Annotated in this window: 15 protein-coding genes and 1 tRNA gene; 11 read left to right on the top strand and 5 right to left on the bottom strand. The window is 37.9% G+C overall.

Features of this window, described 5'->3' with window-relative positions; all coding sequences use genetic code 11:
* The first annotated feature begins 392 nt into the window (after positions 1-392).
* The gene (locus tag B091_RS0102735; protein WP_018108475.1) at positions 393-1,835 is read left to right on the top strand and encodes a mannitol dehydrogenase family protein; all 1,443 of its coding nucleotides are present in this window, start codon (positions 393-395) and stop codon (positions 1,833-1,835) included.
* Positions 1,836-1,939: 104 nt separating this feature from the next.
* On the opposite strand, the gene B091_RS11660 is transcribed toward B091_RS0102735, so the two are convergent.
* Together B091_RS11660 and B091_RS0102745 are read right to left on the bottom strand one after the other, a co-directional pair.
* Entirely contained in the window at positions 1,940-5,305 is a 3,366-nt protein-coding gene (locus B091_RS11660; RefSeq protein ID WP_018108476.1) for a glycoside hydrolase family 38 N-terminal domain-containing protein, read from the bottom strand.
* Between the two features lie 268 nt (positions 5,306-5,573).
* Positions 5,574-6,305: a GntR family transcriptional regulator gene (locus B091_RS0102745; protein ID WP_018108477.1), complete on the bottom strand. Its 732-nt coding sequence runs from the start codon at positions 6,303-6,305 to the stop codon at positions 5,574-5,576.
* Positions 6,306-6,520: 215 nt separating this feature from the next.
* Here B091_RS0102745 and B091_RS0102750 point away from each other — a divergent pair, with 215 nt between their 5' ends.
* Positions 6,521-7,630 carry an ROK family protein gene (locus B091_RS0102750; protein ID WP_018108478.1) on the top strand — a complete coding sequence of 370 codons (1,110 nt, stop codon included), beginning with the start codon at positions 6,521-6,523 and terminating at the stop codon, positions 7,628-7,630.
* An 18-nt stretch (positions 7,631-7,648) separates the two neighbouring features.
* Positions 7,649-8,950, top strand: a complete 1,302-nt coding sequence (locus B091_RS0102755) for a glucosidase family protein (protein WP_018108479.1) — start codon at positions 7,649-7,651, stop codon at positions 8,948-8,950.
* 176 nt (positions 8,951-9,126) lie between these two features.
* On the opposite strand, the gene B091_RS0102760 is transcribed toward B091_RS0102755, so the two are convergent.
* Positions 9,127-10,065, bottom strand: a complete 939-nt coding sequence (locus B091_RS0102760; RefSeq protein ID WP_018108480.1) for a ribose-phosphate pyrophosphokinase — start codon at positions 10,063-10,065, stop codon at positions 9,127-9,129.
* Between the two features lie 295 nt (positions 10,066-10,360).
* Here B091_RS0102760 and B091_RS0102765 point away from each other — a divergent pair, with 295 nt between their 5' ends.
* From B091_RS0102765 to B091_RS0102775, 3 genes are read left to right on the top strand one after another with little or no spacing between them, the layout of a single operon-like run.
* Entirely contained in the window at positions 10,361-14,806 is a 4,446-nt protein-coding gene (locus tag B091_RS0102765) for a DUF5112 domain-containing protein (RefSeq protein WP_018108481.1), read from the top strand.
* A 4-nt stretch (positions 14,807-14,810) separates the two neighbouring features.
* Entirely contained in the window at positions 14,811-15,548 is a 738-nt protein-coding gene (locus B091_RS0102770; protein ID WP_018108482.1) for a DUF5932 domain-containing protein, read from the top strand.
* Complete coding sequence (locus B091_RS0102775; RefSeq protein ID WP_018108483.1) at positions 15,538-16,995, top strand: AbgT family transporter; 1,458 nt, start codon at positions 15,538-15,540, stop codon at positions 16,993-16,995. The genes B091_RS0102770 and B091_RS0102775 overlap by 11 nt, the downstream gene beginning before the upstream one ends.
* Positions 16,996-17,029: 34 nt before the next feature.
* Here B091_RS0102775 and B091_RS0102780 read toward each other — a convergent pair whose 3' ends face one another.
* Positions 17,030-17,416, bottom strand: coding sequence for a hypothetical protein (locus tag B091_RS0102780; protein WP_018108484.1), 387 nt, complete (start codon positions 17,414-17,416; stop codon positions 17,030-17,032).
* A gap of 260 nt (positions 17,417-17,676) precedes the next feature.
* Between B091_RS0102780 and B091_RS0102785 the strand changes: the two genes are divergently transcribed.
* Positions 17,677-17,750, top strand: a tRNA-Arg gene (locus tag B091_RS0102785).
* Between the two features lie 130 nt (positions 17,751-17,880).
* Here B091_RS0102785 and fabD read toward each other — a convergent pair.
* The gene (gene fabD / locus B091_RS0102790; RefSeq protein WP_018108485.1) at positions 17,881-18,759 is read right to left on the bottom strand and encodes an ACP S-malonyltransferase; all 879 of its coding nucleotides are present in this window, start codon (positions 18,757-18,759) and stop codon (positions 17,881-17,883) included.
* Positions 18,760-19,011: 252 nt separating this feature from the next.
* Between fabD and B091_RS0102795 the strand changes: the two genes are divergently transcribed.
* From B091_RS0102795 to B091_RS0102810, 4 genes are all read left to right on the top strand, one after another.
* Complete coding sequence (locus tag B091_RS0102795; protein ID WP_018108486.1) at positions 19,012-20,559, top strand: carbon-nitrogen hydrolase family protein; 1,548 nt, start codon at positions 19,012-19,014, stop codon at positions 20,557-20,559.
* 105 nt (positions 20,560-20,664) lie between these two features.
* On the top strand, positions 20,665-21,300 hold the full coding sequence (locus B091_RS0102800) for a peroxiredoxin (RefSeq protein WP_018108487.1): 636 nt from the start codon (positions 20,665-20,667) through the stop codon (positions 21,298-21,300).
* A 560-nt stretch (positions 21,301-21,860) separates the two neighbouring features.
* Positions 21,861-25,283 (top strand): isoleucine--tRNA ligase, encoded by a 3,423-nt coding sequence (ileS, locus tag B091_RS0102805; RefSeq protein WP_018108488.1) that lies wholly within the window; start codon positions 21,861-21,863, stop codon positions 25,281-25,283.
* 45 nt (positions 25,284-25,328) lie between these two features.
* The gene (locus tag B091_RS0102810; RefSeq protein WP_018108489.1) at positions 25,329-25,715 is read left to right on the top strand and encodes a TraR/DksA family transcriptional regulator; all 387 of its coding nucleotides are present in this window, start codon (positions 25,329-25,331) and stop codon (positions 25,713-25,715) included.
* The last annotated feature ends 60 nt before the right edge of the window (positions 25,716-25,775 follow it).

Here is a 25,775-nt window from a genome sequence, read left to right on the forward strand (position 1 = left end):
AATAAAGATATAGTAGCAGACTAGTTCATAAAAAACACTATTTTATAGTTTGATAGGCCTGCCTAATATTTTTATATTTGGGTATTTCACTCTCTAATATGCCTTTATACGTGGTGCATTGACGAGTTTTAAAGCTTAAAAAAAGTATATATGAGTTTGGAAAAAGAGGATCTTTGACGACTGTACTGTTAGTGTGTTACAAAAGCTTTACAAAACAACTGTTTTTTCAAAATATAGTCTTGTAGGCTTGTGTGAAATATTTTTATCAGTTCAACGGAATTCGATTTTTACTTGCAAAGATTAATGATTGTACAGTTTAAATAGTTACCTGTGTTCTAAACTTACCGATAGGTGTGTGTTAAAACATAAATTAATACCAAAATCTTAAACATATGAAAGAATCAAAAGTTAAAGAAATTTCGTATGATCGTTCCAGGATCAAGGCTGGAATAGTTCACATCGGTGTGGGTAATTTTCATCGTGCTCATCAAGAATACTATACACATTTACTGCTAAGTGACGCAGATCAACAAGGGTGGGGTGTTTGCGGTATTGGATTACGGCCTACCGACAAACCTCTTCATGAGGCATTGAAGGAGCAAGACTGCAAATATAGCTTGACTATTTGTGATAGAGACGGTTCGCGTCAAGTACTTTGGATTGGATCTTTGCTCGACTTTGTATTGGGGATGGACAATCCAGAGTTAGCAATAGATAAAATTGCTGACCCCTTGACAAAAATTGTAACTCTTACCATTACGGAGGGAGGCTATAATCTTGACCCCGAGTCGGGAGAGTTTAGGGTTGATGATGAATTAATCAAGAATGATCTTAAAGATCCAAAATCGCCAAAGACAGCTTTTGGTTTTGTAGCAGAAGCCTTGCGTAAACGTATGAAAAATGGAGTAGGTGGACTTACAATTTTAAGTTGTGATAATTTACAACACAACGGGACTACTGCTGAGAAGGCTTTTCGAAGCTTCTTCAAACTTCAAGATAAAGAGTTGTCCAGATGGGCAGAAAAGAATGTCAGTTTCCCCAATTCGATGGTTGATCGTATTACTCCTTCTGTCTCTCAAGAGGATATTGCTCGATTAAATAAAGAAAATGGCTTAGAAGATTTAGCTCCAGTCTATTGTGAGGATTTTACTCAGTGGGTTGTAGAAGATGATTTTGTTGCAGGTAGACCTTCCTGGGAACGTGTAGGAGTAAAGCTAACTAAAGATGTAGCTCCATACGAAAACATGAAGTTAAGTCTTCTAAATGCATCACATACCATGTTGTCTTACCCCGCATTTCTTATGGGGTATCGCAAGGTTGACCAAGCAATAAAAGATCCTGAGGTTGCTAAATATATTCAAGACTTTATGGATATTGACGTTACACCTTATGTCCCAACTCCAGAAGGTGAAAACTTGGATGAGTATAAGAAGACATTAATGGAGCGCTTCTCTAATTCAAGTGTCGGAGATCAACTGGCTCGTATTTGCTATGATGGAATATCCAAGATTCCAGTATATATTGTACCAAATCTAATAAAGATGATTAAGGACGGTCATAATATTGATCGATTGGCTTTCTTCGTTGCGGTCTATCGTTATTACCTGAAATATCAAAAAGACGATGAAGGTAATAAATTTGAAATTAATGAACCCTGGTTATCTGACGTGGATAAGAAGAAAATTGCGAGTTCGAATGCTGAGGATTTCTTAGATATTACTCCTCTGAACTCTGCCAAGCTTAAGGGGGCAGATACATTTATTTTAAGCTACATGTCATCTGTTAAGAGTCTTGAAGAAAAAGGTGTACGTGAGACTTTAATCAAAATAGCATAATAATGATCTCTTATTAGATACGTTATAATACATAAATACCCTCTCATTTGCTCGAAAGCTAGATGAGGGGGTATTCTGTTAGTTGGCATCAAGTCCGTTAAAGACTAGAAGTAAAGCTTTATGAACTTACCTTCATAAGGTTTGATGTTGATACTTTTCTCAATTTTGTCGGTCAAGGGTTTACCAAACGGATCACACGCCGAAAGTTTAATATCCGAAACATAATCAGAACTTACAGTAAAATTGGTCTCTTTTCCGGTAATCTCACGAATATGGAGTACTACTGCATTTGCATCTGTAGTTGGCTTCATACTGATTAACAATAGATTTTCAGCACTAAAATTGAGCATTGAACCGTCCTTTAGTTTACCTTCTTTTTGGACACCACTTGGGATTACACGATTTGGTAGTGGTAAACGTGTACCCCAGCCAAATTTATTAGCCAATTCGTCCGAATTATCTTTAGATGAAGTTAGCTGATAAGTCCACTCAAATTCGCCATGTTGATCTGCATTAAAGTTGGTCACCCAATAGTTGTTCATTGGCCAAGTAAAGATATGATTAGTCTCGGGCGTTGCTCCAGCCTTAAATCTCCCTAAGTTGATGTTTCCAAACTGCATTAAAGGGATTTCCTTACTAGCAATTAATATTTGGGCATCTTTGTTTCGAACCGAAGCAAAGCTTTGAACTGTATTCCAGTCGTTGGCTGAGCCTGGTAATTGATCAACTCCAGCCTGAATAGATCCACCCGCAACATCAAAGAATATTTTACCGTCAGTAAGTTCGAATGGGAAGGATACATATACTGCTTCAGGGTCAGTTACTAGTTTTTTGTTGAGCAAGTAGGTTAAGTTAATCTGCTTAGCTGTTTTAAAGACTTGCAACTCAACAGTGAAATTGTCTTCACCCATTCCTGCTGGGGTGGTACCAATAAACTTATAGGTATCCCAGATATCTCCTTCTTGAAAGCTTGCAAAACGAACGTTGGTTGGAGAATAGTGTTTGAAGTTACCTGGCTTAAATTGGTCTAAAGCTCCTCTAACATCGTCGGTTTCGTAAATTAGCTCGCCCATTTTCCATTCGGGTTGATCAGATAGTAAATTTTGACCAAGCTCTTTGTCATACCATTTGGTTATGGTTCCACTTTTAGTATCTACCTCAATTGAGTACCACTGATTTTCGATTGAACCAGAAAACTCATAAGTAGCACTCTTGCTATTGGGTGATTTCTTAGAATGCTCAATGGTGTAATACATAGAACCCAGTGGTGCAATGTCATCTACCCAAATATCCCAATAGCTAGCATCAGCATAGGAGCGAACGATCTGTTTTTTCACCTCTTTACCGTTGTGATCACGGATGATTGTTTCTTGATTAATTGGCAAAACCTCATGATCAGCATAGATGGTGGTGACTCCACTATGATGCCAAGACATGGGGTTAAATACTATAATAGAAGCATTGTCTTTTTGGCGAGGCACATACGACTGCATTAGTCCCAGTGCTGTTTCGCCAATAGGTCGTGTTCGACGATAAGACTCCCAAGCATAAGCTCCCTTATGTGAGCGTTGTTGCATGGTCTCCTTATTAAATGGTTCTCTTACACTGGCGTGGAACCCAAAGGTGTGCTCACCATAAAACAAAAGAGCTTTATTTGCTTCAGCAATTTCATTATCTAGAGTAGGGGATAATTTAGCACCTAAGATTTTCGCTAGTGATAACATTACTTCATTCGAAATGATATCCGATTGGGCATATCTATAGAAAGCCACTTCACGAGCTGCCGAACCAAAACCATCAGTCCACCAATCTGGCCAAGCTACACAGTAGGTGTCTAGTTCGTTTGCATAGTTTTTTTCAATCTCTTCCATAAACTCCGATGCTATAGGAATTCTTAGTTTTGGATATTCGTACTTCTCATTCCACATCTTAACAATTTCACTGCCAGCTATTGAGGGAGGTGAATTGTCGGTGAAATAGCCCGAATATTGAGCCGATGCAATGTCGTGAGGATAGTTCTTAGCGGCTAAATCCTCAAGATATTTTAGCATGCGTTTCTCAAAGTTTTCGAAGTTTCCTTTTTCTATTTGCAAAAAGTTACCATGGTTATAATGCTCTGCTCTATAGGCTAACATCTTTTTGCCCGATGGAGATTCCCACCAAAATGCTGTAGGGATATCAAAACTAATGAGAGCTTTGTGCCCGTGCGTACCCATTATGAGGTATTTGATACCCAAATCAGGGAGGGTTTCAGCAAAGTTCCAGCCAACACCATTTACGTCATTTTGCATGGCGGTTTGTACCTTAATATCCTCCTGTTTAAATACTTCAAGAGGGTACAATGAATTGGTTAAATCGTTTTCAGAAGGCAATTCGTCGAAGTTGAAATACATAGCTGTTGCTTCAATACGGCCTTCCTTAATTCTACGTTTTAATCTCTCAACTTGTTCTTTAGGGCGAGTTCTTAGGTACTCGCTAACCGACCAAGAGGTCTCTAGTGTAAATCTAAACTTAGCATCTTCAGGATAATCATCGGTTTGATCACAATAGTCGAGTGCATAATCGATAAAACGCATATGCTCCGAAAGGATTTCATGTTGTGGACGAGTGTAGCCTATGTCGGTATGCGTATGCTGTACAAAGTTGACTTTCCAATTTCTGTACGGACTAAAATTAACTGTGGTCTTGACCTTGGCTCCGTTATTGGCTATAGATAAAGGATAAGAAGCTTTTTTATTTATAGGGTCGATTGCTAATTGATAGTGGTTTATACCAAATTTAGCAGGCTCAGTGATACTTATATTATTAAAATCAAGCCTGACTTTGCCTGGTTTGTCAAAATGAGAATATGTGATTTGAATAATTTGTTTTTTGCTGTGTTTTAGAACTGTTTGAGTTGCTAGTGCTTCAACACTATCTTGTATAGGTGTCTTGAAGACCATCAACCAATCATTCTTATCGGATTTATCACTTGAGATTTTAAAAGTTACAGGTTTGTCAGCTTCTAAGTATTTACTAGGTATAGTAAGAAATGCATAGCCAAAGAGGTCGTCTCTAGCATCTTTATAATATTGTTCGAACTCAAAACTACTCTCTTTAATGCCTTTAACAACCCATTGGTTGTTGGAGGTGAGATTGAAGGTAATAAGCTTGTCTCCATTTAGAAATAAATGGTAGTCTGCCGATTGGGTACCAGGTTTGATTCTTGTAACTCCAAGCGTAAAAACAAATGTTGTTAGTCCCTTAGTGGAGCTTATGACTTGAGATTCCCACTCAATGGGTTTGCTCTCAGGGATAGTTCGATTAATCAGTGCCTCGTTGGCAGTGGGTACATGTGATTCATAAGAGATTCTTGTCCCCGAGAGTTCTTTCTCGTAACCTTGAACCAATTGACCACTCTTTTGTGGGAAAGCCCACGTAGGTGGAGCCATGATTGTTAAGATTAACAGTAATAGGATTCTGTTTTTCATAAGTCTGGTTTTATTTAAATATAAAGCTAACTCTTAGTATTGAAGATTGTTCATACAAATATAGCTATAAGCAGCACTTATACAATTGAAAGAAGATTAATTTAAAAGGATTTAGATATGATGGATAGATCAGCTTTTTGGATTGGTTTGAGCAAGATTTTGAGGTGTATTTTGCGTGTAGCTCTTAAGTGATGCGACTAGGTCGTTTAGGTAAAACCACCTAGTCGTATGAGTGTAGTGACGTAGTTGTTTTTAGAAGTTTAATTATTCAAATATTTCTACTAGCCTCTATAGTGTATGTAAAGCTATCTGCTCGATAATAGCCGATATTGTATTCTATAGGATTATTATTGATATCGTACACATATCTTTTACGAATTAAAATTGGGTCTGAAGCACTAATATTAAGTTTCTTAGCAATTTCATCTCCAGCGATACGTGCAGATATTTCTTCTTTAGAAGTCTTAACTACAACTTTATACTTTTTCTCTAATATATTATATAGGGGTTGATTAAAGCTTTCATCGCTTGTAAGCCCAATGCGAGGATTGAAATAAGATATAAAATAGACAAATGGATATTCTTGATTGCCTCTAACGCGTTCGAGCACAACACATTGTTCAGTGCTCTGATTGTCAAGATTAAAGAAGCTTTGCGTGTGGAGGCTCGGCAGTTCATATCGAACGTGAAGCTCATAATTCTTAACCTCAATGCCCAGCATTTGCATCTCCTGAGAGAAACTTTGCCAGTTATTAATCCCGCCAATTATACCTTTACGTACTACTTTAGTACCATATCCAGGCTTACGAAGCAATAACCCCTCGGACACTAGTGTATTTATTGCTTGTCGAAGTGTATTACGTGATATGTCCATCTGTTGAGAAAGCTCAAGTTCTGCGGGAAGCAGTTTTCCGTTTTTATATTCCTCTTGTTCTATGAGTTGTCTTAGATAGTGTTCTGCTTGTTTATGAAGTGGCATCTTGCTGTCCTTATCAATCATAAGTATCTCAAATTTAAATTATATATATAATTTGAATATCAAAAAATAGTATTAAATTGTTTATGCAGTAAATGTAATGTTTATATTTGTGAGTGTCTTAAATGTTCATACAATTTAAATTGAATAGAATGATACGATCAAGTTATAGCCATTGACACTTATCTTGGTGTTTCCTAGATTTACCTCTTGTTATTACCTATTAATCTGAATAACCTATGAGAGCAAATAAACAAAGTGTCGTCTTGACTTTAGATGCTGGAGGAACCAAGATGGTGTTTTCAGCTCTTAAGAATTATGAACAGATTGTCAATCCTTTGGAGTTACATGCAGATACAGATTGCTTGGATGATTGTCTGAATGTTATCTTAACTGGTTTTAAGACTCTAATGGTCGAATTAGAGTCGATTAATGAATTTCCTGTTGCTGTAAGCTTTGCCTTTCCTGGTCCTGCTGATTACAAAAATGGGATAATTGGTGATTTATCCAATTATAAAGCTTTTAGAGGAGGAGTAGCATTGGGTCCTTATTTGGAACAAGAATTAAGACTACCCGTATTTATTAATAATGATGGTAATCTTTTTGCCTATGGCGAAGCCTTACATGGAGCTTTGCCAATGGTTAATAATTGGTTGATCAAGTCGGGTTGCGATTGGCAATACAAAAACTTGATTGGACTTACTTTCGGTACAGGTTTTGGTTGTGGAGTGGTGATAAATAATATATTATTAACTGGAGATAACGGCTGTGGAGGTGATATTTGGAATTTTAGAAATAAGAAGTATCCAGATAAAATAGTTGAAGAGAGTGTTAGTATTCGTGCTGTTAAACGTGTTTATGCAGAGCTTTCAGAAGATAAAAGGAGCCAATTAACCCCGAAAGATATTTTTGATATTGCCGAAGGTCTTGCTTTGGGTAACCAATTAGCTGCTATACGTAGCTTTGAGGAGATGGGTGAAATGGCTGGTGATGCGCTTTCGCATATGCTTACTGTTGTGGATGGGCTTGTAGTTTTAGGAGGCGGATTGACAGGAGCATACAAATATATTTTACCTTCCCTTATGCGTGAACTTCGACTTCAAATGAATATGTTTTCTGGAGATCGAGTAGGGCGTATTCAGATGGAAGTCTTTAACTTAATGAACAAAAATGAGAAGTTTGAATTTTTAAGTTCTAAACCGTATTTCACGGAAATTCCTTACTCTAATGTAAAAGTTTCTTATCTTGCTGAAAAGAAAACAGGTGTTTTGATATCTGCTTTGGGTACAAATCATGCCATCATGTGTGGGGCCTATGCTTATGCACTTTCAAAACTTCAAAGCACATAAAATAAAATCTTTAATACAATGAAAAACATTACGTTAGTACTACTTTCTTTTTTCATCGTTTCTTGTGGATCTAAACTAAGCCCCAAGCAGGAATTAGCACAAAAAATAGCAGATGATAAGAACTTAGTGTATGTTGATAGTTTGGCTAGACTAACTATTAAAACAGGTTTTGATATAGAAAGCGTTCATTCTCAAATTTGGGTTCGTGAAATGAATACTTTTATTGAACACGCTCTTGAAGTAGTACCTAGAGAGAATATTAAAAATGCAATCTTACTCTTTTTTGCTATGCAACAACCCAATGGTGAAACGGTTGATGGGTATGTATTACATGAGGATTTTACATGGTCTGATAATACACCGTATTATTCAAAAGCTGCACCTGAGCACGTAGGTTTTAAAAATACTGTTCAGACTGACCAAGAAACTTCACTTATTCAGATGGTAGGTAAGTATATTCTTAAAACGGGTGATACTGCAATCTTGCAAGAAGACGTGGCTGGTAAAACAGTTGAAGAGCGCATCGAAGATATGATTAACTACCTCATGACTGAGCGTTATAATGTTGAGTACGGACTCTTATGGGGTGCTATGACAGCAGATTGGGGAGACATCCAACCCAATGATAGTTTTGGTAAAGATCTAAATGAGTTTTCGCATGAGGCTATTGATGTTTACGATAATGCCATGATGATTATCGCACTGGATTACCTTGAAAAAGTGGTTCCTGATCCTTATAAGAAGGCTAAATGGGCTCAGATGAGTGATGAGTTCTCGACAAATACACGCAGATACCTATGGGATGTTGAGAATGCAAAGTTTATTCCGCATATTTACCCTAGTGGTTCACCTATACCAACTGGCTTTGACGAGAATCAAATCTTTTATCATGGTGGTACAGCTGTTGCGATTGAAGCCGCTTTGCTTACAAACGATGAGATTAAAGATGTGTTGGATCAAATGGTACTTAATGTACAACTTTCGGGAATGCCGAGCATTGGTATGACTATGTATCCAGCTTATCCTAAGAACTTCTTTAAGGGGAGCATGAAAACACCTTACGTTCATCAAAATGGAGGTGATTGGACTTGGTTTGGTGGTCGTATGATTCAGCAACTAATAGATAATGGCTTTGTGGAAGAGGCTTACCAACAAGTTCAGCCAATGCTAAAACGTGTAGTAAAAAACAAAAACTTCTTTGAGTGGTATGCTATGGGGGGAGTACCTAGAGGCTCAGAAAACTTTAAAGGTTCTGCAGGAGTACTAGCAAAATCTATTGAGATGTTTAAGGCTTGGAGTAAAGAGAATCACCCCATATAATATGATTAAAGCTAAGAATGTGTCGCTAAGTTGCTCGATGCAACTAATGGATTCAATATAGCAATACTTTCAAAACTGATAAGACGTTATATACTTTTATTATAATAAAGCCTCATCTAGTACAAGATGAGGCTTTATTATAATAAAAATGTGTTTGTGTGCTAATCTTATTTGTATTATAAGATATATTGTGAGCTAATAGACTCGTTGCTAACCACACGTTTGATCGTTAAGGCAAACATGTCAGCAATGCTTAATTGATTAACTTTTGAGCATTTCTTGAAGAATGGAATACTATCAGTAAACACCATTTCCGTAAGTGCAGACGCAGTAATACGCTCGCTTGCAGGGTCTGACATTACACAGTGGCTCGCAATAGCACGTACCGACTTAGCACCAGCATCAAGCATAACATTAGCAGCTTTAGTAATTGTACCAGCTGTATCAACAATGTCGTCAAGAAGAATAACATTCTTACCTTCAACATCACCAATGATTTGCATAGTAGCTACTTTGTTAGCCTCTTCTCTAGTCTTGTTACAAAGAACTAACGGCACACCTAAATGTTTAGAGTAGGTATTTGCACGTTTTGAACCACCAACATCTGGTGTAGCAATAACTAAGTTTTCTAAGTTCAACGATTTAATATATGGCATGAACACAGCAGAAGCATAAAGGTGATCAACTGGAACGTTGAAGAAACCTTGAATCTGATCTGCATGAAGGTCCATAGTGATTAATCTGTCGATACCTGCTGTAACCAATAAATCGGCAACAAGCTTAGCACCTATAGAAACACGTGGCTTATCTTTTCTATCTTGACGTGCCCATCCAAAGTAAGGAATTACTGCAACGATGCTTTTAGCCGAAGCTCTTTTAGCAGCATCAATCATTAGTAATAATTCCATTAAGTTGTCCGAGTTGGGAAAAGTAGATTGGACTAAGAAGACATTCGCCCCACGGATTGATTCTTCGTAAGAAACTGCAAACTCACCGTCAGCAAAGTGAGCAATGTTCATGTTACCAAGAGGACAATCAAGGCTTTGGCAGATTTTTTCTGCTAGATATCTCGAGTTAGTACCTGAGAATACCATAAAAGGAGTAGTTTGGCTCATTTGTTTTGAATAGTTATTACTATTTATTATTTCGCTAACAAAGGTATAACTTCTTAGAGTATTATAAAAAAGTTCTCATATATTTATTAGATTAAATAGATGTGCTAGGCATGGTATATTGATGTTATCTGCTTGTTACTAGTTAAATAGAAGCTTATATTAAAATTCTATATTTTAGAGGGTTGCTTTCATGTAAAATATATTGGATGTAGTAATTGTCCTTAAATGATAAACTACATTATTTCATTTGTTCCTAACGTTATCTTATCTTTGGTAGTTAATAAGCCCGAACGATATGAAATTTATAATAGCTGCTTTGACGAGCCTTTCTCTGCTCCTAACTTCATGTCTGGGGATTGCCCCGACACAAGAAGTAAGAGAAATTGATCGTTTGAACCATAAAGCTTCTCTATTCTGGTATGTCTCGCTCGATTCTGTTGCAGAATTTGCGGGACTTGCTTATAAAAACACGAAGTATTATGAGCTAGGCAAAGCTGAAGCCGCCAATAACCTTGGCTTTTATAAATTCATGCAGATGGATTTTCAGCGTGCGATGCAATATTACCAAGAGATTTCTGAATATACCAACAATGAGCTTGAATTGTTGATATCAGACATTGGTATGATGAAGGTTTTCCAGCGTACAGCTCGTAGCAAGCAGTTTTATGACTATCGTAACAGTGCATTAGCACGCATGAAACGTATTAACGAAGATCGCTCAGTATTTGATACAGAGAAAGACCTTGACCGATTGCTTTATGCTTATAGCGAGTTCTATATCGTTTCGGCAATCTACTTCTATTACTTACAGCAAGACCATGAAGCGGGAATTGCTTTGGATGATATAACTTTTCTATCTGATTTGAGCTTTTCTAGTTTAACCCATGGAATTAAGTTAAACCAATACCTGTATTATCAGTATGTAAAAGGATCAACTAAGCTTGTTTCAGGAAACAGCTATGAGAAGAAGATTCTTCACTCTTTTGATATTCTATATCAAACATGGATCGCTGCACGGGAATATGGTATTGATTACTTTGAGGGTAACGCTGCTCAAAGTATGGCCGACATGATGGCAAGTCATGCCAACTACGCTTTGCTTAAAAGAGATAGGGGCCATTTACTAGCTAGTTTTGGGGTGATTGATTCTCTTTTACCACTACGTTTGGGTGAATCTGCCTTGGCTTTATTTCAGAGCTATAAAGATATATACCAGATAGCTGGAGCTTATGTTACGATTGGCAAGTATTATAATTACCATCAACTATATAATAAGGCATTAGAAGCCTTGACTAAAGCGCTAGATGTAGTAAATAAGCACCACAAAACTTATTATCCAGATCATCACAATACTCCTGATGATTTGGTATTGTATGACAAGGATGATGCTGGCGATTACACCGAAATCAACTGGATTAAGGATGATGTCTTTACTGTTCCCGAGTGGATTGCTCGAATTCGTGAGCAGCTAAGTGTTGTTTATGCAGGATTAAACAATAAAGAAGCCTCAGACTACAATCGTAATATCTATTTAGATATTTTAGACTTGGTACGTCAAGATAAAGAAGCTGAGAGTCGATTTGAATCATTGAAGCAAGAAGAGAAATTCATCAATACATTGCTCTTTTTGTTGTTCTTTGTAATACTCTGCTTAAGTATCATTTTTATTTGGTTAAACAAGCATGCTAAGCGAAAAACACAGGCTTACTTTGTTCGTCTTGAAAAGAGCTTACTAACCTGTCGTGAGCTTACAGCTAGTTTACCACAAAAAGACGATGATGTGGAGGCTATATTTAAGCCGATAGTTTCTATTATTGAACAGTTTTTAGTCGAAACAACTAATGTTGAACGCATACTAATGCGTGTTCAACTCAAAGGAGAAGAGTTTGAGACCATCTATGACTCAGCTCCATCTCTAGCCAATAAAGAGCTTGTGCACGTTAACTTCAATCTTAAAACAGAGGACAGCTCAATCAGTGATGGCTTTTTTCGTGTCTATACGCGTAAAGCCTTATCTAAAGAAGATATTTCATTTATAAATATCCTTTCACCATATGTGGTTTGGGCCATTGAGAATGGCTTGCACTATATGGATCTGGGTGAAGAGCGTGCTATCTTAGACAAGAAGCTTTTTATAACCAACCAACATAACATTCAGCATAAGCGAGAGAATATTATGAAGAGAGCTTGTATGCGTGTGGTCTATGGGATCCAACCCTATTTAGATAGAGTCCGCAATGAGCTCGACAAGATCGTTCATGCCGACTACGCTCAATACCAAGAAGTACGAACATATAAGTATAAATATATTGAGGAACTTTTAACAACAATTCAAGAGCATAATGAGGTATTAGCCTTGTGGATCAATATCAAACAGGGTGAACTGAGTCTTCAGATTACCAATTTCAATCTAGGTGATTTATTGAAGCTTTTGCAGAAGAGTACGCGGTCGTTTGAACAGAAAGGAATTGAGCTTAGGGTAGAACCGCGAGATCTTTATGTTAAGGCCGATGAAGCCTTAACCCTATTTATGCTGAATACCCTGCTCGAAAATGCACTTAAGTTTACTCCTAGTGGAGGTCGAGTGGAGGTTATAATGCAAGAAGAGGCAGATTACGTTGAAGTCTCTGTAGTTGATACAGGTTTGGGTATTAGCCCCGAAGATATATCTACACTTTTAAATGAGAAAGTCTACGACTCCAATGCTATAGGTGAAGGTAACCCTGTGGTAATGGAAAATAAGGGAAGTGGTTTTGGCCTGATCAACTGTAAGGCCATTATCGATAAATACCAAAAGACCAATCCAATATTCAAAGTCTGTGACTTTTCAATTGAGAGTACGGTAAATAAAGGAAGTCGATTTTCTTTTCGCTTGCCCTACGGCCTCAAGAAAAGCTTACTCGTAGCATTACTTTTAATTAGTAATTTATTTACTGTCGATGCGAGGGTTACAAATACTATTGATTGGGAAGAGAATCTCGATACATTAACCACGGGTTATAGTTATCTCAAAGAGGCATCGGATTATGCTGATGCTGCCTATTTTAGTAATAAGGAGTATAAATATAAACTTAGCTTAGACTATATAGCTAGGGCTATTACGGCATTGAATAATTATTACGAAGATCAAAACGATGATAATTATCCATTGATGTCGTTAGTTGATTATAATATTCCTGCTGAGATTGGTTGGTGGGATAGGGAGTTTGCTACGAGTTATAATGTCATTTTAGATATCCGTAATGAAGCATCGATTGCATTTCTAGCGCTTAAAAACATTGATGGGTATAACTATAATAATGTAGCCTATACGATGTTGTATAAATCGTTGACCAAAGACGACTCTTTGGATAGGTTCTGTAAAATATTAGAGCGCTCGACCTCTAACAAGCGTATTGTTTTGATTATTCTTTTGCTTTTGGTTGTTTCGGCCATCGTAGTTTATTACATGGCATACGTAAGACAGCGCTATCTTCGTCGGTGGAGTCTGGAGCAGGTACTCGATATAAATCAGATTATCTTCTCCTCTTCTCTAAAATATACAACTTCACTCGATGATAGTCCTATTGAAGAGATAGACTTTACTACTATCCCTCAAGAGATCTTATCTAATAGCTTCTCTAAAATTAACGATCTTTTGGCTGTTGAGCAACTAAGCTTGGTGCTCTATGACCGTGAAAAGCAACGTTTCTTTACGACCTCGTACCCCGAACAAATTGAGCTCGATAAGACTAATCTTTCTACCTGTCTCGAATCACAAGAGTGGATACATGAAGGTAACGAATATTATATTCCTCTTGAGGTCGTTGTTGGTGAGATTTCTCAGCGGGTAGGTATATTTTACATTAAATTAAGAGAGGTTAGAACAGCCAAAGAAGAAAAGATCTTGGTTGAGTTTATAGTTAGGTATTTGTCGACTGTGCTTTATAATACGATGATAAGGACAGCAGGAAGGCTTAGGGATATTAACTTGGTCTTTGATGATATCCATCGTTTGGAGTGGGAGAACAATCAAATCCACGTTCAAAACCGAGTTCTGGACAACTGCCTTTCAGCTATTAAGCACGAAACAATCTATTATCCTAGTCGACTTAAGCAGCTTGTCGAACAGCTTTTGTCGGATAATATATCTACCGAAGATGAGCAGAGTCAAATTCGAGGAATGTATGACTTAGTCGAATATTACAAGGGGGTCTTTACTATTCTAAGCTTATGGGCAAAGAAGGAGTTGGAGCAAGCTACCTTTAGACGCTCCACCCTTGAGGTTGATCAATTGGTCGACTCTTTGCAGAAGTGCTTTCAACGTAAATCAAAGCACCGAGTTAACCAGCTAACCCTAACTTGGAAAGTAGAGCCAGGGTTAGAACTTGTTGGCGATGACAAGTTGATTGTTTATCTCTTTGAGCTTCTCTTTAGTGATGCCATAGCTTTGGATGAATCTGGTAATGTTGAAATAGAGATATCGGCTGATAAGCATTTCATTAATTTTACCTATCACGATAATCGAGTGCATTACTCCCCTGAGCAGCTCAATAATCTTTTCTATCCTGTGATTACTTCTATGAAGGGATCTTCTGTAGGTGGGTTATCGGGTTTAACCTGCCTGATTGCAAAAGAGATAATACGAGAGCACGATGAATTTGTGGGCAGACGTGGTTGTCGAATTAATGTGTATGATGATGAAGGTGTGAAGCTAGTCTTTAGCCTTCCAAGAAAACTGAAAATAGAAAACGAAATATAAGGATATGAGTACTACTGATAAAGATTTTAAAGTAATTATAGTTGAAGACGTTCAATTAGAACTGAAAGGCACACAACAAATATTTAAGCATGAGATTCCTAATGCCATTGTTATTGGTACAGCTATGAATGAGGCTGATTTTTGGGAGTTAATGGCTAAAGATATCCCCGATTTGGTATTGCTTGATTTGGGTTTAGGTGGATCAACTACTGTTGGCGTGGATATTTGTCGTAAACTATCCAAAGATTATCCTTCAGTACGTGTACTAATCTTCACGGGTGAGGTGCTCAATGAAAAGCTTTGGGTTGATGTATTGGGTGCAGGTGCTGCAGGAATAATCCTAAAGACTGGGGAGCTCCTAACGAAGCCCGATGTTGAGGCTGTAATAAGTGGCAAGCAACTCGTGTTTAATACCCCAATATTAACACGTATAGTCGATAGATTTAAGCAAGCCGTAGTTAGTGATTATAAGCGACAAGAAGCAGTTATTGGCTATGATATTGATGAATATGACGAACGTTTTTTGCGTCATCTCGCTTTGGGCTATACCAAAGACATGATTGCAAACCTTAAGGCAATGCCTTTTGGAGTCAAGTCTTTGGAGAAACGCCAGACCGACCTTATTACTCGACTTTTTAGTGCAGAAGAACGAGTTGGTGGAGTTAATGCCACTCGCTTAGTTGTTCGCGCATTAGAACTACGTATCCTAGATATTGATAACCTTGAATCAGATGAAGAGTAAATCCTTTAGAGTACATCCAGCAACACTATTCTTCTTGCTATCGGTACTACTTGTATTGGTTGTATGGGTTCTTGATGTCTATGGAGTATCCATATTTAATCCCCACACGGGTAAGTTTCTTCGCCTTCAGTCTCTCCTTAATGCTGAAGGTGCACGTTGGGTTATGCGTAATACCATATCTAACTTTAGCTCGTTCTCTCCCGTAGCGATGGTGGTAACTTCTCTTCTAGGGGTTGGTGTTGCTGAGAGCTCTGGGTTTATTGACTCTTTAGCGAATCGCTTGACAGTGCTTCAGAATCATCCTAAGTATGGATTGGCTCTGATGATATTGCTAGGAATCTTATCGAACGTTGTGGGTGACGCTGGTTATGTGTTTTTGGTACCTCTTCTGGCCATTATTGCCCCCCGAATAGGTATCCATCCTGTGATGGCTATTATCGTGACTTTGGTTTCTGTTTCGTGCGGTTACAGTGCCAATTGGATGTTAAGTTCCATGGATCCGCTTTTAGCTCGAATAACTCAAGACACATCGGTGCATTTTATTCCTCAGGACTTTAACACGGGCTCATACGCAAACTATTACTTCATGGGTGCTTCTACTTGCTTCTTAACAGGTGTAATCTATATTGTGAGTCAATATATATTAAAACCTCAACTAAAGCGTAAAGGATTTGTCCTTAAGCAAGAGAAGCAGCGTTTACTTTCGCATAGAGAAATACGTTCGTTGCATTTGGCTCTCGGCATCGGATTGGCCTTCTTAGTAATTATAGGATGGTTAACATTCTCTTCTATTGGGCTTTTTCGGGGCGTGAGCGGAGAGTTGGTACGTTCACCGTTTATCATGGGTGCGCTGTTTATCCTCTCGCTTAGCGTAGGTTTAATGGGGCTTGTTTATGGGTTTAGTATCGGTAAATACAAGAATGATTACGATGTGGTTAGTGGCTTATCTTGGGGAATACGTACGTTAGGCATCTTCTTTGTAATCGCTTTCTTTGCTGCACAGTTCTTCGCCTACGTTAGTTATACTCACTTTGATCAATTCGTTGTGCTGTGGGTTGGTCAATGGGTGAGCTCCTTCGCAATAACCAGTCCGACACTGGCATTAATTGTTTTTATAGCCTATTGTGCCTTAGTCAACCTGACGATGGTTTCGGCAGTAGGCAAATGGGTTTTGATTTCAGCTCTATTCTTACCTATGTTCTGGGGTATAGGTGTTGATCCAAATGTCGTTCAGGCAGCCTTTAGAGTGGGGGATAGTGCTACTAATGTGGTTACTCCATTTCTCTATTACACACCTTTTATTTTAGCACTACTAGAGAAATATATTCCTAAAGCTGGGTTTAAGTTTATCTTTAATCACACGTGGTATTTTAGCCTTATTGTCTTATTTACGTGGATGATTCTATTCCTGATTTGGTTTCAACTTGGCCTACCTTTTGGAGTTTAGCACGAAGCAAACAATATTAATCATCGCGAGAAACTTACTCTTGGGTAAGTATTTCGCGATTTTTCTTGTTAATCTGTTTTATCGATACCAGAGTTGCTCCAAAACTACCCAAAGCAATAAGCATTGATAGAACATTAAGTAGAGTACTACTTGAGCAGAGTTGATAGGTTACCATAAGTACCCATACTTCTACAAGGAAAAATAGTGTTAAACTCGTGTAAAGTGACAAAGCTAATCCTGGTCTATGATGAAGTGTTATTCTGATTGGATCGCCACGGTAGTACCAGTTAAATAAGAAAAACGGTAGAATTAGCCCCACTAAACCTATAATGATCGAAAAAACAGTAGAGCTCGCAAATACAATTCTTCCCGAGAAAAGGAAAATGATTACTGCGAATATATTGATTAGAATCTTATGCATAGTTATATCTTTTAATTTAAACACATCTTATCTAAAATGGTTCTTATTAAGCTAGTATTATTTCATTATATCTTACACAACGATAAGCTTTAATGTTGAGCTCTAATCTGTTGCGCGTATATATCAAATATAAGCTGATTTAATCAATTGTAGAGCTAATATCTTAATAAAATAAAATTACAAAATGAACAGGTAAAAAACTTCTCATATGTTTTGATTTGTCGGAAAAGTGTTTTACATTTGCATTCGAAATCAAGGATGGTTCCGTAGCTCAGCTGGATAGAGCAACGCCCTTCTAAGGCGTCGGTCAAGCGTTCGAATCGCTTCGGAATCACAAAAGAGAGATAGTTAGATTAACTATCTCTCTTTTTTTGTAGCTCTACTTAAGTTGCAGTAAATAAGAAAAGGAGTAACTAAATGTTTAGCTACTCCTTTTACATTATATCAAAATGATGTCTAGAGGATTAAAGTCCTTTAGTTTCTACATTACGGTCGATCTTTTTAACCAGTCCTTGTAATACACTACCTGGTCCGCACTCTACAAACTCTATAGCACCATCAGCAATCATGTTCTGAACTGATTTAGTCCAGCGTACAGACGAAGTAAGCTGAGCAATTAAGTTTGCCTTAATCTCCGCGTCACTTGTGTGAGCTGTTGCATCTACGTTTTGGTAGATTGGGCAGATAGGAGTTTTAAAAGTTGTGTTGTTTATAGCATCTTCAAGTTCAGCACGTGCTGGCTCCATAAGAGGAGAGTGGAAAGCTCCACCAACCTTAAGAAGTAGGGCACGTTTTGCACCAGCTTCTTTCATCAACTCGCATGCTTTTTCGACTCCAGCGAGTGAACCCGAAATTACAACCTGACCTGGGCAGTTTAAGTTAGCAGCTACACAAACCTCTCCATCAATTGATGCGCAGATTTCTTCAACCTTATCGTCATCAAGAGCAATGATAGCAGCCATTGTGCCTGGAGTTGCTTCACAAGCTTTTTGCATCGCCATTGCACGAGCATATACTAAGCGTAAACCATCTTCAAAAGATAGGGCTTGAGCCACTACTAATGCAGAGAATTCACCCAGTGAGTGACCTGCAGTCATGTCTGGCTTTGTTTCATCTGTTGCACAAAGTGCAGAGATTACAGAATGTAAGAACACAGCAGGTTGAGTAACTTTGGTTTGACGTAGCTCTTCATCGGTTCCGTCAAACATAATATCTGTGATTCGATAACCTAAAATTTCGTTTGCTTTTTCGAATAATTCTTTAGCAAGAGGAGAGTTGTCGTAGAGGTCTTTACCCATACCAACGAATTGTGCTCCTTGACCTGGGAATACAAATGCTTTCATATTTGTTTGTTATTTATTCAATTTACGAATGCAAATATAAGTTGTTTTTCTTAAACAAACTCACATTCTGCACATTTCCTCTCAAAGTGTGTATGAATATTACACAGTTGTATTGATACGATGTCAATTTAATAATGCATTGCAGAAATACTTGAAATCCCTGCTCTAAGTGCTTAATAATTTTTATTTTGTCAAATTGCGGCAACCAAAGTTTTCGTTGGTTGTTGTTAAACAAGAATTCAAATAGAAATTATGGATCATCATCAAAAAATAAATAAAGTAGAAATTCGTAACCTTCAGATGGAAGACTACGAGCAACTCTTTAAATCGTTTTATCGCGTTTATAGCGACGGGAGCGATTTATTTTGGACACGTGCACAGATTGCTAAACTGATAGAAATTTTCCCTGAAGGACAAATTGTAATACTTGTCGATGGCAAAGCTGTTGGTTGTGCCTTGAGTATTATTGTAGATTACACATTGGTAAAAGGACAACATACCTATAGCTTGGTAACCGGGAATGAAACGTTTAATACGCATAATCCTGATGGTAATATTCTGTATGGTATAGAAGTTTTTGTGCATCCAGCCTATCGAGGGCTTCGTTTGGCTCGTCGTATGTACGACTATCGTAAGGAACTTTGTGAGGCGCTAAACCTCAAGTCAATTATGTTTGGAGGTAGAATCCCCAACTATGGCAAGCATGCTACTGAACTGCGTCCCAAAGAGTATATCCAAAAAGTGCGAGAGAAAGAACTCTTCGACCCTGTATTGACCTTTCAGATTTCAAACGATTTTCACGTGCGTAGGATTATGGTAAACTACCTACCTCACGATGAAGAATCTTGTCATTATGCTTGTTTGTTGCAGTGGGATAATATCAACTATCAAGAGCCCTCCGAAGACTATATTTATCCACGCTCTACCGTTAGAGTTGGAGCTGTGCAATGGCAGATGCGTAATTACAGAGGACTAAGTGAGCTTTTTGAGCAAATCGATTTCTTTGTCGATTCGGTTTCGGCTTATAATTGTGATTTCGCACTCTTCCCTGAGTATTTTAATGCACCGTTGATGTCGAAGTCTAACGATTTAACTGAGGCTCAAGCTATTCGTAAACTTGCAGAATATACCGATGAAATCCGTGATCGTTTCGTAGAATTGGCCATTAGCCATAATATCAATATTATAACAGGGAGTATGCCTTACAAAAATAAGGAAACAGGTAAGCTTTATAATGTAGGGTTTCTATGTCGCAGAGACGGAAGTTACGAAATGTATGAAAAAATACACGTAACACCCGATGAGGAACGCAGCTGGGGGCTTTCTGGAGGTAAAATGCTTAAAGCTTTTGATACCGACTGTGGTAAAATTGGAGTTTTGATATGTTACGACTCAGAGTTTCCTGAGCTTTCGCGTGTATTGGCTTCGCAGGGTATGCAGATTCTATTTATCCCCTTCCTTACCGATACGCAAAATGCATACTCTAGAGTTCGTGTATGTGCGCATGCACGTGCTATTGAAAACGAGTGCTATGTTGTAATCGCAGGTAGTGTAGGTAACCTTCCTAGGGTTCATAATATGGATATTCAGTATGCACAGTCTGCTGTATTTACACCCTGTGATTTTGCTTTCCCTACCGATGGTAAACGCGCTGAGGCTACACCAAACACGGAGATGATTTTGATTACCGATGTTGATTTGGACTTACTAAATAAGTTGCACTCTTATGGTAGTGTTCGTAACCTAAAAGACAGACGAACTGACTTATATTCAGTGAGATTCAAAGATAAATATATTTAAACAATTAATCTTTAGATACATTAACACTCTTCTGCTAAACATTATACTGTTTAGGATTGTTCTAAATAGCGTTAACATTCAAAACATAATTTAAAACAATAATTTATGAGATCATTAATTGGTAGACAAGCTCCTAAGTTTAAAACTGCTGCTGTACTAAACGGTACTGAAATCGTTCAAGACTTTTCATTAGATCAATATCTAGGTAAGAAAGATGTTATTTTCTTCTTTTACCCAATGGACTTTACTTTCGTATGTCCTACAGAATTACATGCATTCCAAGATAAGATTGACGAATTCGAGAAACGTGGTGTAGCTGTCGTTGGTTGCTCTGTTGACTCAGAACAATCGCACTGGGCTTGGCTAAATACTCCAAAAAATCAAGGTGGTATCCAAGGTGTTAAATATCCTCTAGTTGCTGACTTCTCTAAAGAAATTTCCGAGAAGTTTGGTGTGCTTGCTGGAAAATATGCTCCAGATGCAGAAGGTAACTGGGTATGCGAAGGTGCTCCTGTAGCTTACCGTGGTTTATTCTTAATTGATAAAAAAGGTGTAGTTCGTCACTGTGTAATCAACGACCTTCCTTTGGGACGTAGCGTTGATGAGGCTATCCGCGTGGTAGATGCTCTACAACACTTTGAAGAGTTTGGCGAAGTTTGCCCAGCAAACTGGTCAAAAGGTAAAACTGCTCTAAAAGATACACACGAAGGTGTTGCAAATTACCTAAGTGAGCAAAAATAAAATAGAAAGACTTATAATCTGAGTGTAATAAATCAGACTGTCTAGATTTTGCTAAAGCCCTACTAAAACATTCGAGTTTTAGTAGGGCTTTATTTGTCTTGTTTGGGCCTACTAAAACCAAAGGTTCGTTTAGACCAAACGAGTAAGTCGCATTGGTATTATGAGTAGGTGCTAGGGGTTAAGAGGCTAAGAAGTTTGATGTGTTATCAATGAAGGGCTTCCATAAAGAGCCTAATATGACAAAAAAATAGAGTTTACTTAAAAAAATATTCTAGCTCAACTAGTGCCCTACAAAGCATATAGAAAATAAAGCTGAGTAGTAGCTGTTTCTCGTGTAGAATGCCAGAAACATCGAACTTATAAATTATAGGCTCTATAATAAACGATAAACGAAGTTTGACAAGGTTTAATATTATGAATTATAAATCACGGATAAGCATAATTTTGAGCTAATAAATATTATATCTGTTTATGTTTAAAGCAAATGATTTTGTAAATTTGCATTCTAATTGAATATGCATTTAAAAATAATTGTGTAAAAGATAAAATTCAGAAATACAATGAGTAAAAAATTTACAGAATATTCTCAATTAAATCTTTCGAAGGTTAATCAAGATATTCTTAAAAAATGGGACGAGAATCAAGTATTCTCTAAAAGTATGACCGAACGTGAGGGATGTCCATCTTACGTTTTCTACGAGGGGCCTCCATCTGCTAATGGTATGCCAGGTATTCACCACGTAATGGCTCGTACAATTAAGGATATTTTCTGTAGATACAAAACCATGAAAGGCTTTCAGGTAAAACGAAAAGCTGGTTGGGATACTCACGGACTACCTGTGGAGCTTAGTGTTGAAAAGGCATTGGGCATTACTAAAGAGGACATTGGTAAGAAGATTTCTGTAGCTGATTATAATGCAGAATGTCGTAAAGACGTCATGAAATACACCAAAGAGTGGGAAGATCTTACTCATAAGGTAGGCTACTGGGTGGACATGAATGATCCCTATATTACTTACGACAACAGATATATTGAAACCTTATGGTGGCTATTAAAGCAGATGCACGATAAGAATTTCTTATACAAAGGATATACAATTCAACCTTATTCTCCAGCAGCAGGAACAGGTCTTAGCTCTCACGAGTTAAACCAACCAGGTTGCTATAGAGATGTTAAAGATACGACAGCTGTTGCTCAGTTTGCGATTAAAAATCCTAAAGCTGAAATGACAGGTTGGGGTAAACCCTATTTTATTGCTTGGACTACTACACCTTGGACTTTGCCATCGAATACAGCTTTATGTGTTGGACCTAAGATCGATTATGTAGCCGTTCAATCGTTTAATCCTTATACGGGCGAACCTATAACAGTAGTGTTGGCTAAAAACCTACTCAATACTTACTTCAACCCTAAAGCTGCCGATTTAGCTCTTAGCGACTACAAAGAAGGTGATAAGCTTATCCCTTTCAAAGTTGTTGCCGACTACAAAGGTACTGATCTTGTTGGTATGGAGTATGAGCAACTTATTCCTTGGGTAAATCCAGGAGAAGGTGCTTTCTGTGTTGTATCTGGTGATTTCGTAACCACCGAAGATGGAACAGGTATCGTACATATTGCACCTACTTTTGGTGCTGATGATGCTCAAGTAGCCAAAGATGCTGGAGTTCCACCTTTACACTTAATCAACAAAAAAGGTGAATTGCGTCCGATGGTCGATATGACTGGTAAGTTCTATTTGCTCAGCGAGCTTGATGAAGAATTTGTTAAGAACCACGTTAATGTGGAACTATATAAAGAGTTTGAAGGTAAGTTTGTAAAAAATGCATATGACCCTAAACTCTCCGAAGATGACGAATCGTTGGATGTTGAGATCTGTATGCTTCTTAAGAAGAACGGTCAGACTCTAAAAATCGAAAAATTAACGCATAGTTACCCACATTGCTGGCGCACAGATAAACCTGTACTATACTATCCACTTGATAGTTGGTTTATTCGTTCGACTGCTTGTAAAGATCGTATGATCGAGCTTAACAACGAGATTAACTGGAAACCCGAATCTACTGGTTCTGGTCGTTTCGGTAAATGGCTTGAAAATCTTAACGATTGGAATTTAAGCCGTTCAAGATATTGGGGTACTCCATTGCCTATTTGGAGAAACGAAGAAGGTACCGAAGAAATCTGTATTGAGTCGGTAGAACATCTTTATAATGAAATAGAAAAATCGGTTGCTGCTGGTTACATGAAGTCAAACCCTTATGCAGATAAAGGTTTCGTACCAGGTGATTACTCAGCTTCTAACTACGAAAAAATAGATTTGCACCGCCCTTATGTTGACGATATCGTTTTGGTTTCATCAACAGGCGAAGCGATGAAGCGTGAAGCTGACTTGATCGACGTTTGGTTCGATTCAGGCGCTATGCCTTATGCTCAAATTCACTATCCATTCGAAAATAAAGAGCTACTAGATAATAAAATAACTTATCCAGCAGATTTTATTGCTGAAGGAGTTGATCAAACTAGAGGTTGGTTCTTTACCCTACATGCAATTGCTACTATGGTATTTGACACCAAGGCTTATAAGAATGTGATTTCGAACGGTCTTGTATTAGATAAAAATGGTAACAAGATGTCTAAACGTTTGGGTAATGGAGTTGATCCATTCGAGGCCATTGAAAAACATGGCTCAGACCCTTTACGTTGGTATATGGTTACCAATGCGTCTCCTTGGGATAACTTGAAGTTTGACGAAGAGGGAGTTGATGAGGTGCGTCGTAAGTTCTTCGGAACGCTATACAACACTTATTCATTCTTCTCACTTTATGCTAACGTTGACGGTTTCCGTAACGAAGATGCTCAGGTTCCTGTAAATGAGCGCCCAGAAATCGATCGTTGGATCATTTCGGAACTTAACACCCTAATTAAAGAAGTAGATGCCTGTTTAGAAGATTACGAACCTACTAAGGCTGGTCGTTTGATTAGTGACTTTGTAAATGACAACCTATCAAACTGGTACGTTCGTTTGAATCGTAAACGTTATTGGGGTGGTGAGTATTCTAAAGATAAGATTGCTGCTTACCAAACACTTTATACTTGTTTGGTAGAGGTGTCTAAGCTTATGGCTCCAATCTCACCTTTCTTTGCAGATCAGCTTTATCACGACTTGACTTCGGTTTGCTCATCGACTGATGAGTCTGTTCACTTGACGCTATTCCCTGAATACGATGAGAAATTAATTGATAAGCAACTCGAAAAACAAATGAAGTTGGCCCAACAAGCTACTTCAATGGTTTTAGCGCTTCGTAGAAAGGTTAATATCAAGGTAAGACAGCCTCTTCAAGGAATTATGATTCCTGCTACGGATCAAGAGCAAAAATCTCATATTGAGGCTGTGAAGAGTCTTATCATGAACGAAGTTAATGTCAAAGAAATTAAGTTTGTTGACGAAACTTCAGGCGTTCTTGTTAAGCGTGTCAAATGCGACTTCAAAAAACTTGGACCTAAGTTTGGCAAACGCATGAAAGCACTTGCTGCTGTCGTTGACGTCCTAGAGCAAAACCAGATTACTAGTTTAGAGAAAAATGGAACATTGGCTTTAACTTTAGCTGATGGCCCTGCAGAGCTTTCTCTAGAGGATGTAGAGGTTTACAGCGAGGATATACCAGGTTGGTTAGTTGCTAATGAGGGTTCTCTTACAATTGCTCTTGATGTAACGATTTCAGAAGAATTGCGTAAAGAGGGAATTGCTCGTGAACTAGTCAACAGAATACAAAATATTCGTAAGGCAAGTGGCTTTGAAATAACCGATAAGATTAATATTATCTTAGCTAAAAATGATATCATAAATGAGGCGGTTGAGGAAAATAAAGCCTATATTTGTGCTCAAGTTTTAGGTGAATCATTACAATTGGTAAATAATATTGATAATGGTGAAGTGTTAGACTTAGATGAGTGTACTTTAACCATACAAGTTATTAAAGCCTAATTGTAGCGATATAGCCATTTAACGAACCTTAAAAACTTATTCGCCATGGCAGAAAAAACTCGTTATTCGGACGAAGAATTAGAAGAATTCCGTGCCATTATAATGGACAAATTAGAACTTGCTCAACGGGACTACGATCTTTTGACACAAAGCATAAGAGGAACAGATGGAAACAATACTGATGATACCTCTCCAACTTACAAAGTGTTAGAAGATGGGGCAAGCACTCTTTCAAAAGAGGAGACTGGTCGCTTAGCTCAACGACAGCTTAAGTTTATTCAGGGTTTAGAAGGAGCTCTTGTGAGAATTCGAAATAAATCTTATGGAATATGTCGTGTAACTGGAAAACTCATTCCACCTGAGCGCTTAAGAGCCGTGCCTCATGCTACGTTAAGCATAGAAGCAAAAATGGATGATCGAAAAAGAAGATAATATCCATTGATAAGAATATATAAAGTTGGAGGTTATCAATACGAATTAGATTTGTAGTGG

Source organism: Bacteroides propionicifaciens DSM 19291 = JCM 14649 (assembly GCF_000375405.1).
GTDB classification, from domain to species: domain Bacteria; phylum Bacteroidota; class Bacteroidia; order Bacteroidales; family Bacteroidaceae; genus Bacteroides_E; species Bacteroides_E propionicifaciens.

Bases quoted from the DNA above. Each gene is read 5' to 3' on its own strand.
- B091_RS0102760 (WP_018108480.1), bottom strand. From the start codon at position 10,065: ATGAGCCAAACTACTCCTTTTATGGTATTCTCAGGTACTAACTCGAGA.
- fabD (WP_018108485.1), bottom strand. From the start codon at position 18,759: ATGAAAGCATTTGTATTCCCAGGTCAAGGAGCACAATTCGTTGGTATG.
- B091_RS0102775 (WP_018108483.1), top strand. From the start codon at position 15,538: ATGAAGAGTAAATCCTTTAGAGTACATCCAGCAACACTATTCTTCTTG.
- B091_RS0102735 (WP_018108475.1), top strand. From the start codon at position 393: ATGAAAGAATCAAAAGTTAAAGAAATTTCGTATGATCGTTCCAGGATC.
- B091_RS0102770 (WP_018108482.1), top strand. From the start codon at position 14,811: ATGAGTACTACTGATAAAGATTTTAAAGTAATTATAGTTGAAGACGTT.
- B091_RS0102800 (WP_018108487.1), top strand. From the start codon at position 20,665: ATGAGATCATTAATTGGTAGACAAGCTCCTAAGTTTAAAACTGCTGCT.
- B091_RS0102795 (WP_018108486.1), top strand. From the start codon at position 19,012: ATGGATCATCATCAAAAAATAAATAAAGTAGAAATTCGTAACCTTCAG.
- B091_RS0102810 (WP_018108489.1), top strand. From the start codon at position 25,329: ATGGCAGAAAAAACTCGTTATTCGGACGAAGAATTAGAAGAATTCCGT.
- B091_RS0102750 (WP_018108478.1), top strand. From the start codon at position 6,521: ATGAGAGCAAATAAACAAAGTGTCGTCTTGACTTTAGATGCTGGAGGA.
- ileS (WP_018108488.1), top strand. From the start codon at position 21,861: ATGAGTAAAAAATTTACAGAATATTCTCAATTAAATCTTTCGAAGGTT.
- B091_RS0102780 (WP_018108484.1), bottom strand. From the start codon at position 17,416: ATGCATAAGATTCTAATCAATATATTCGCAGTAATCATTTTCCTTTTC.
- B091_RS0102765 (WP_018108481.1), top strand. From the start codon at position 10,361: ATGAAATTTATAATAGCTGCTTTGACGAGCCTTTCTCTGCTCCTAACT.
- B091_RS11660 (WP_018108476.1), bottom strand. From the start codon at position 5,305: ATGAAAAACAGAATCCTATTACTGTTAATCTTAACAATCATGGCTCCA.
- B091_RS0102755 (WP_018108479.1), top strand. From the start codon at position 7,649: ATGAAAAACATTACGTTAGTACTACTTTCTTTTTTCATCGTTTCTTGT.
- B091_RS0102745 (WP_018108477.1), bottom strand. From the start codon at position 6,305: ATGATTGATAAGGACAGCAAGATGCCACTTCATAAACAAGCAGAACAC.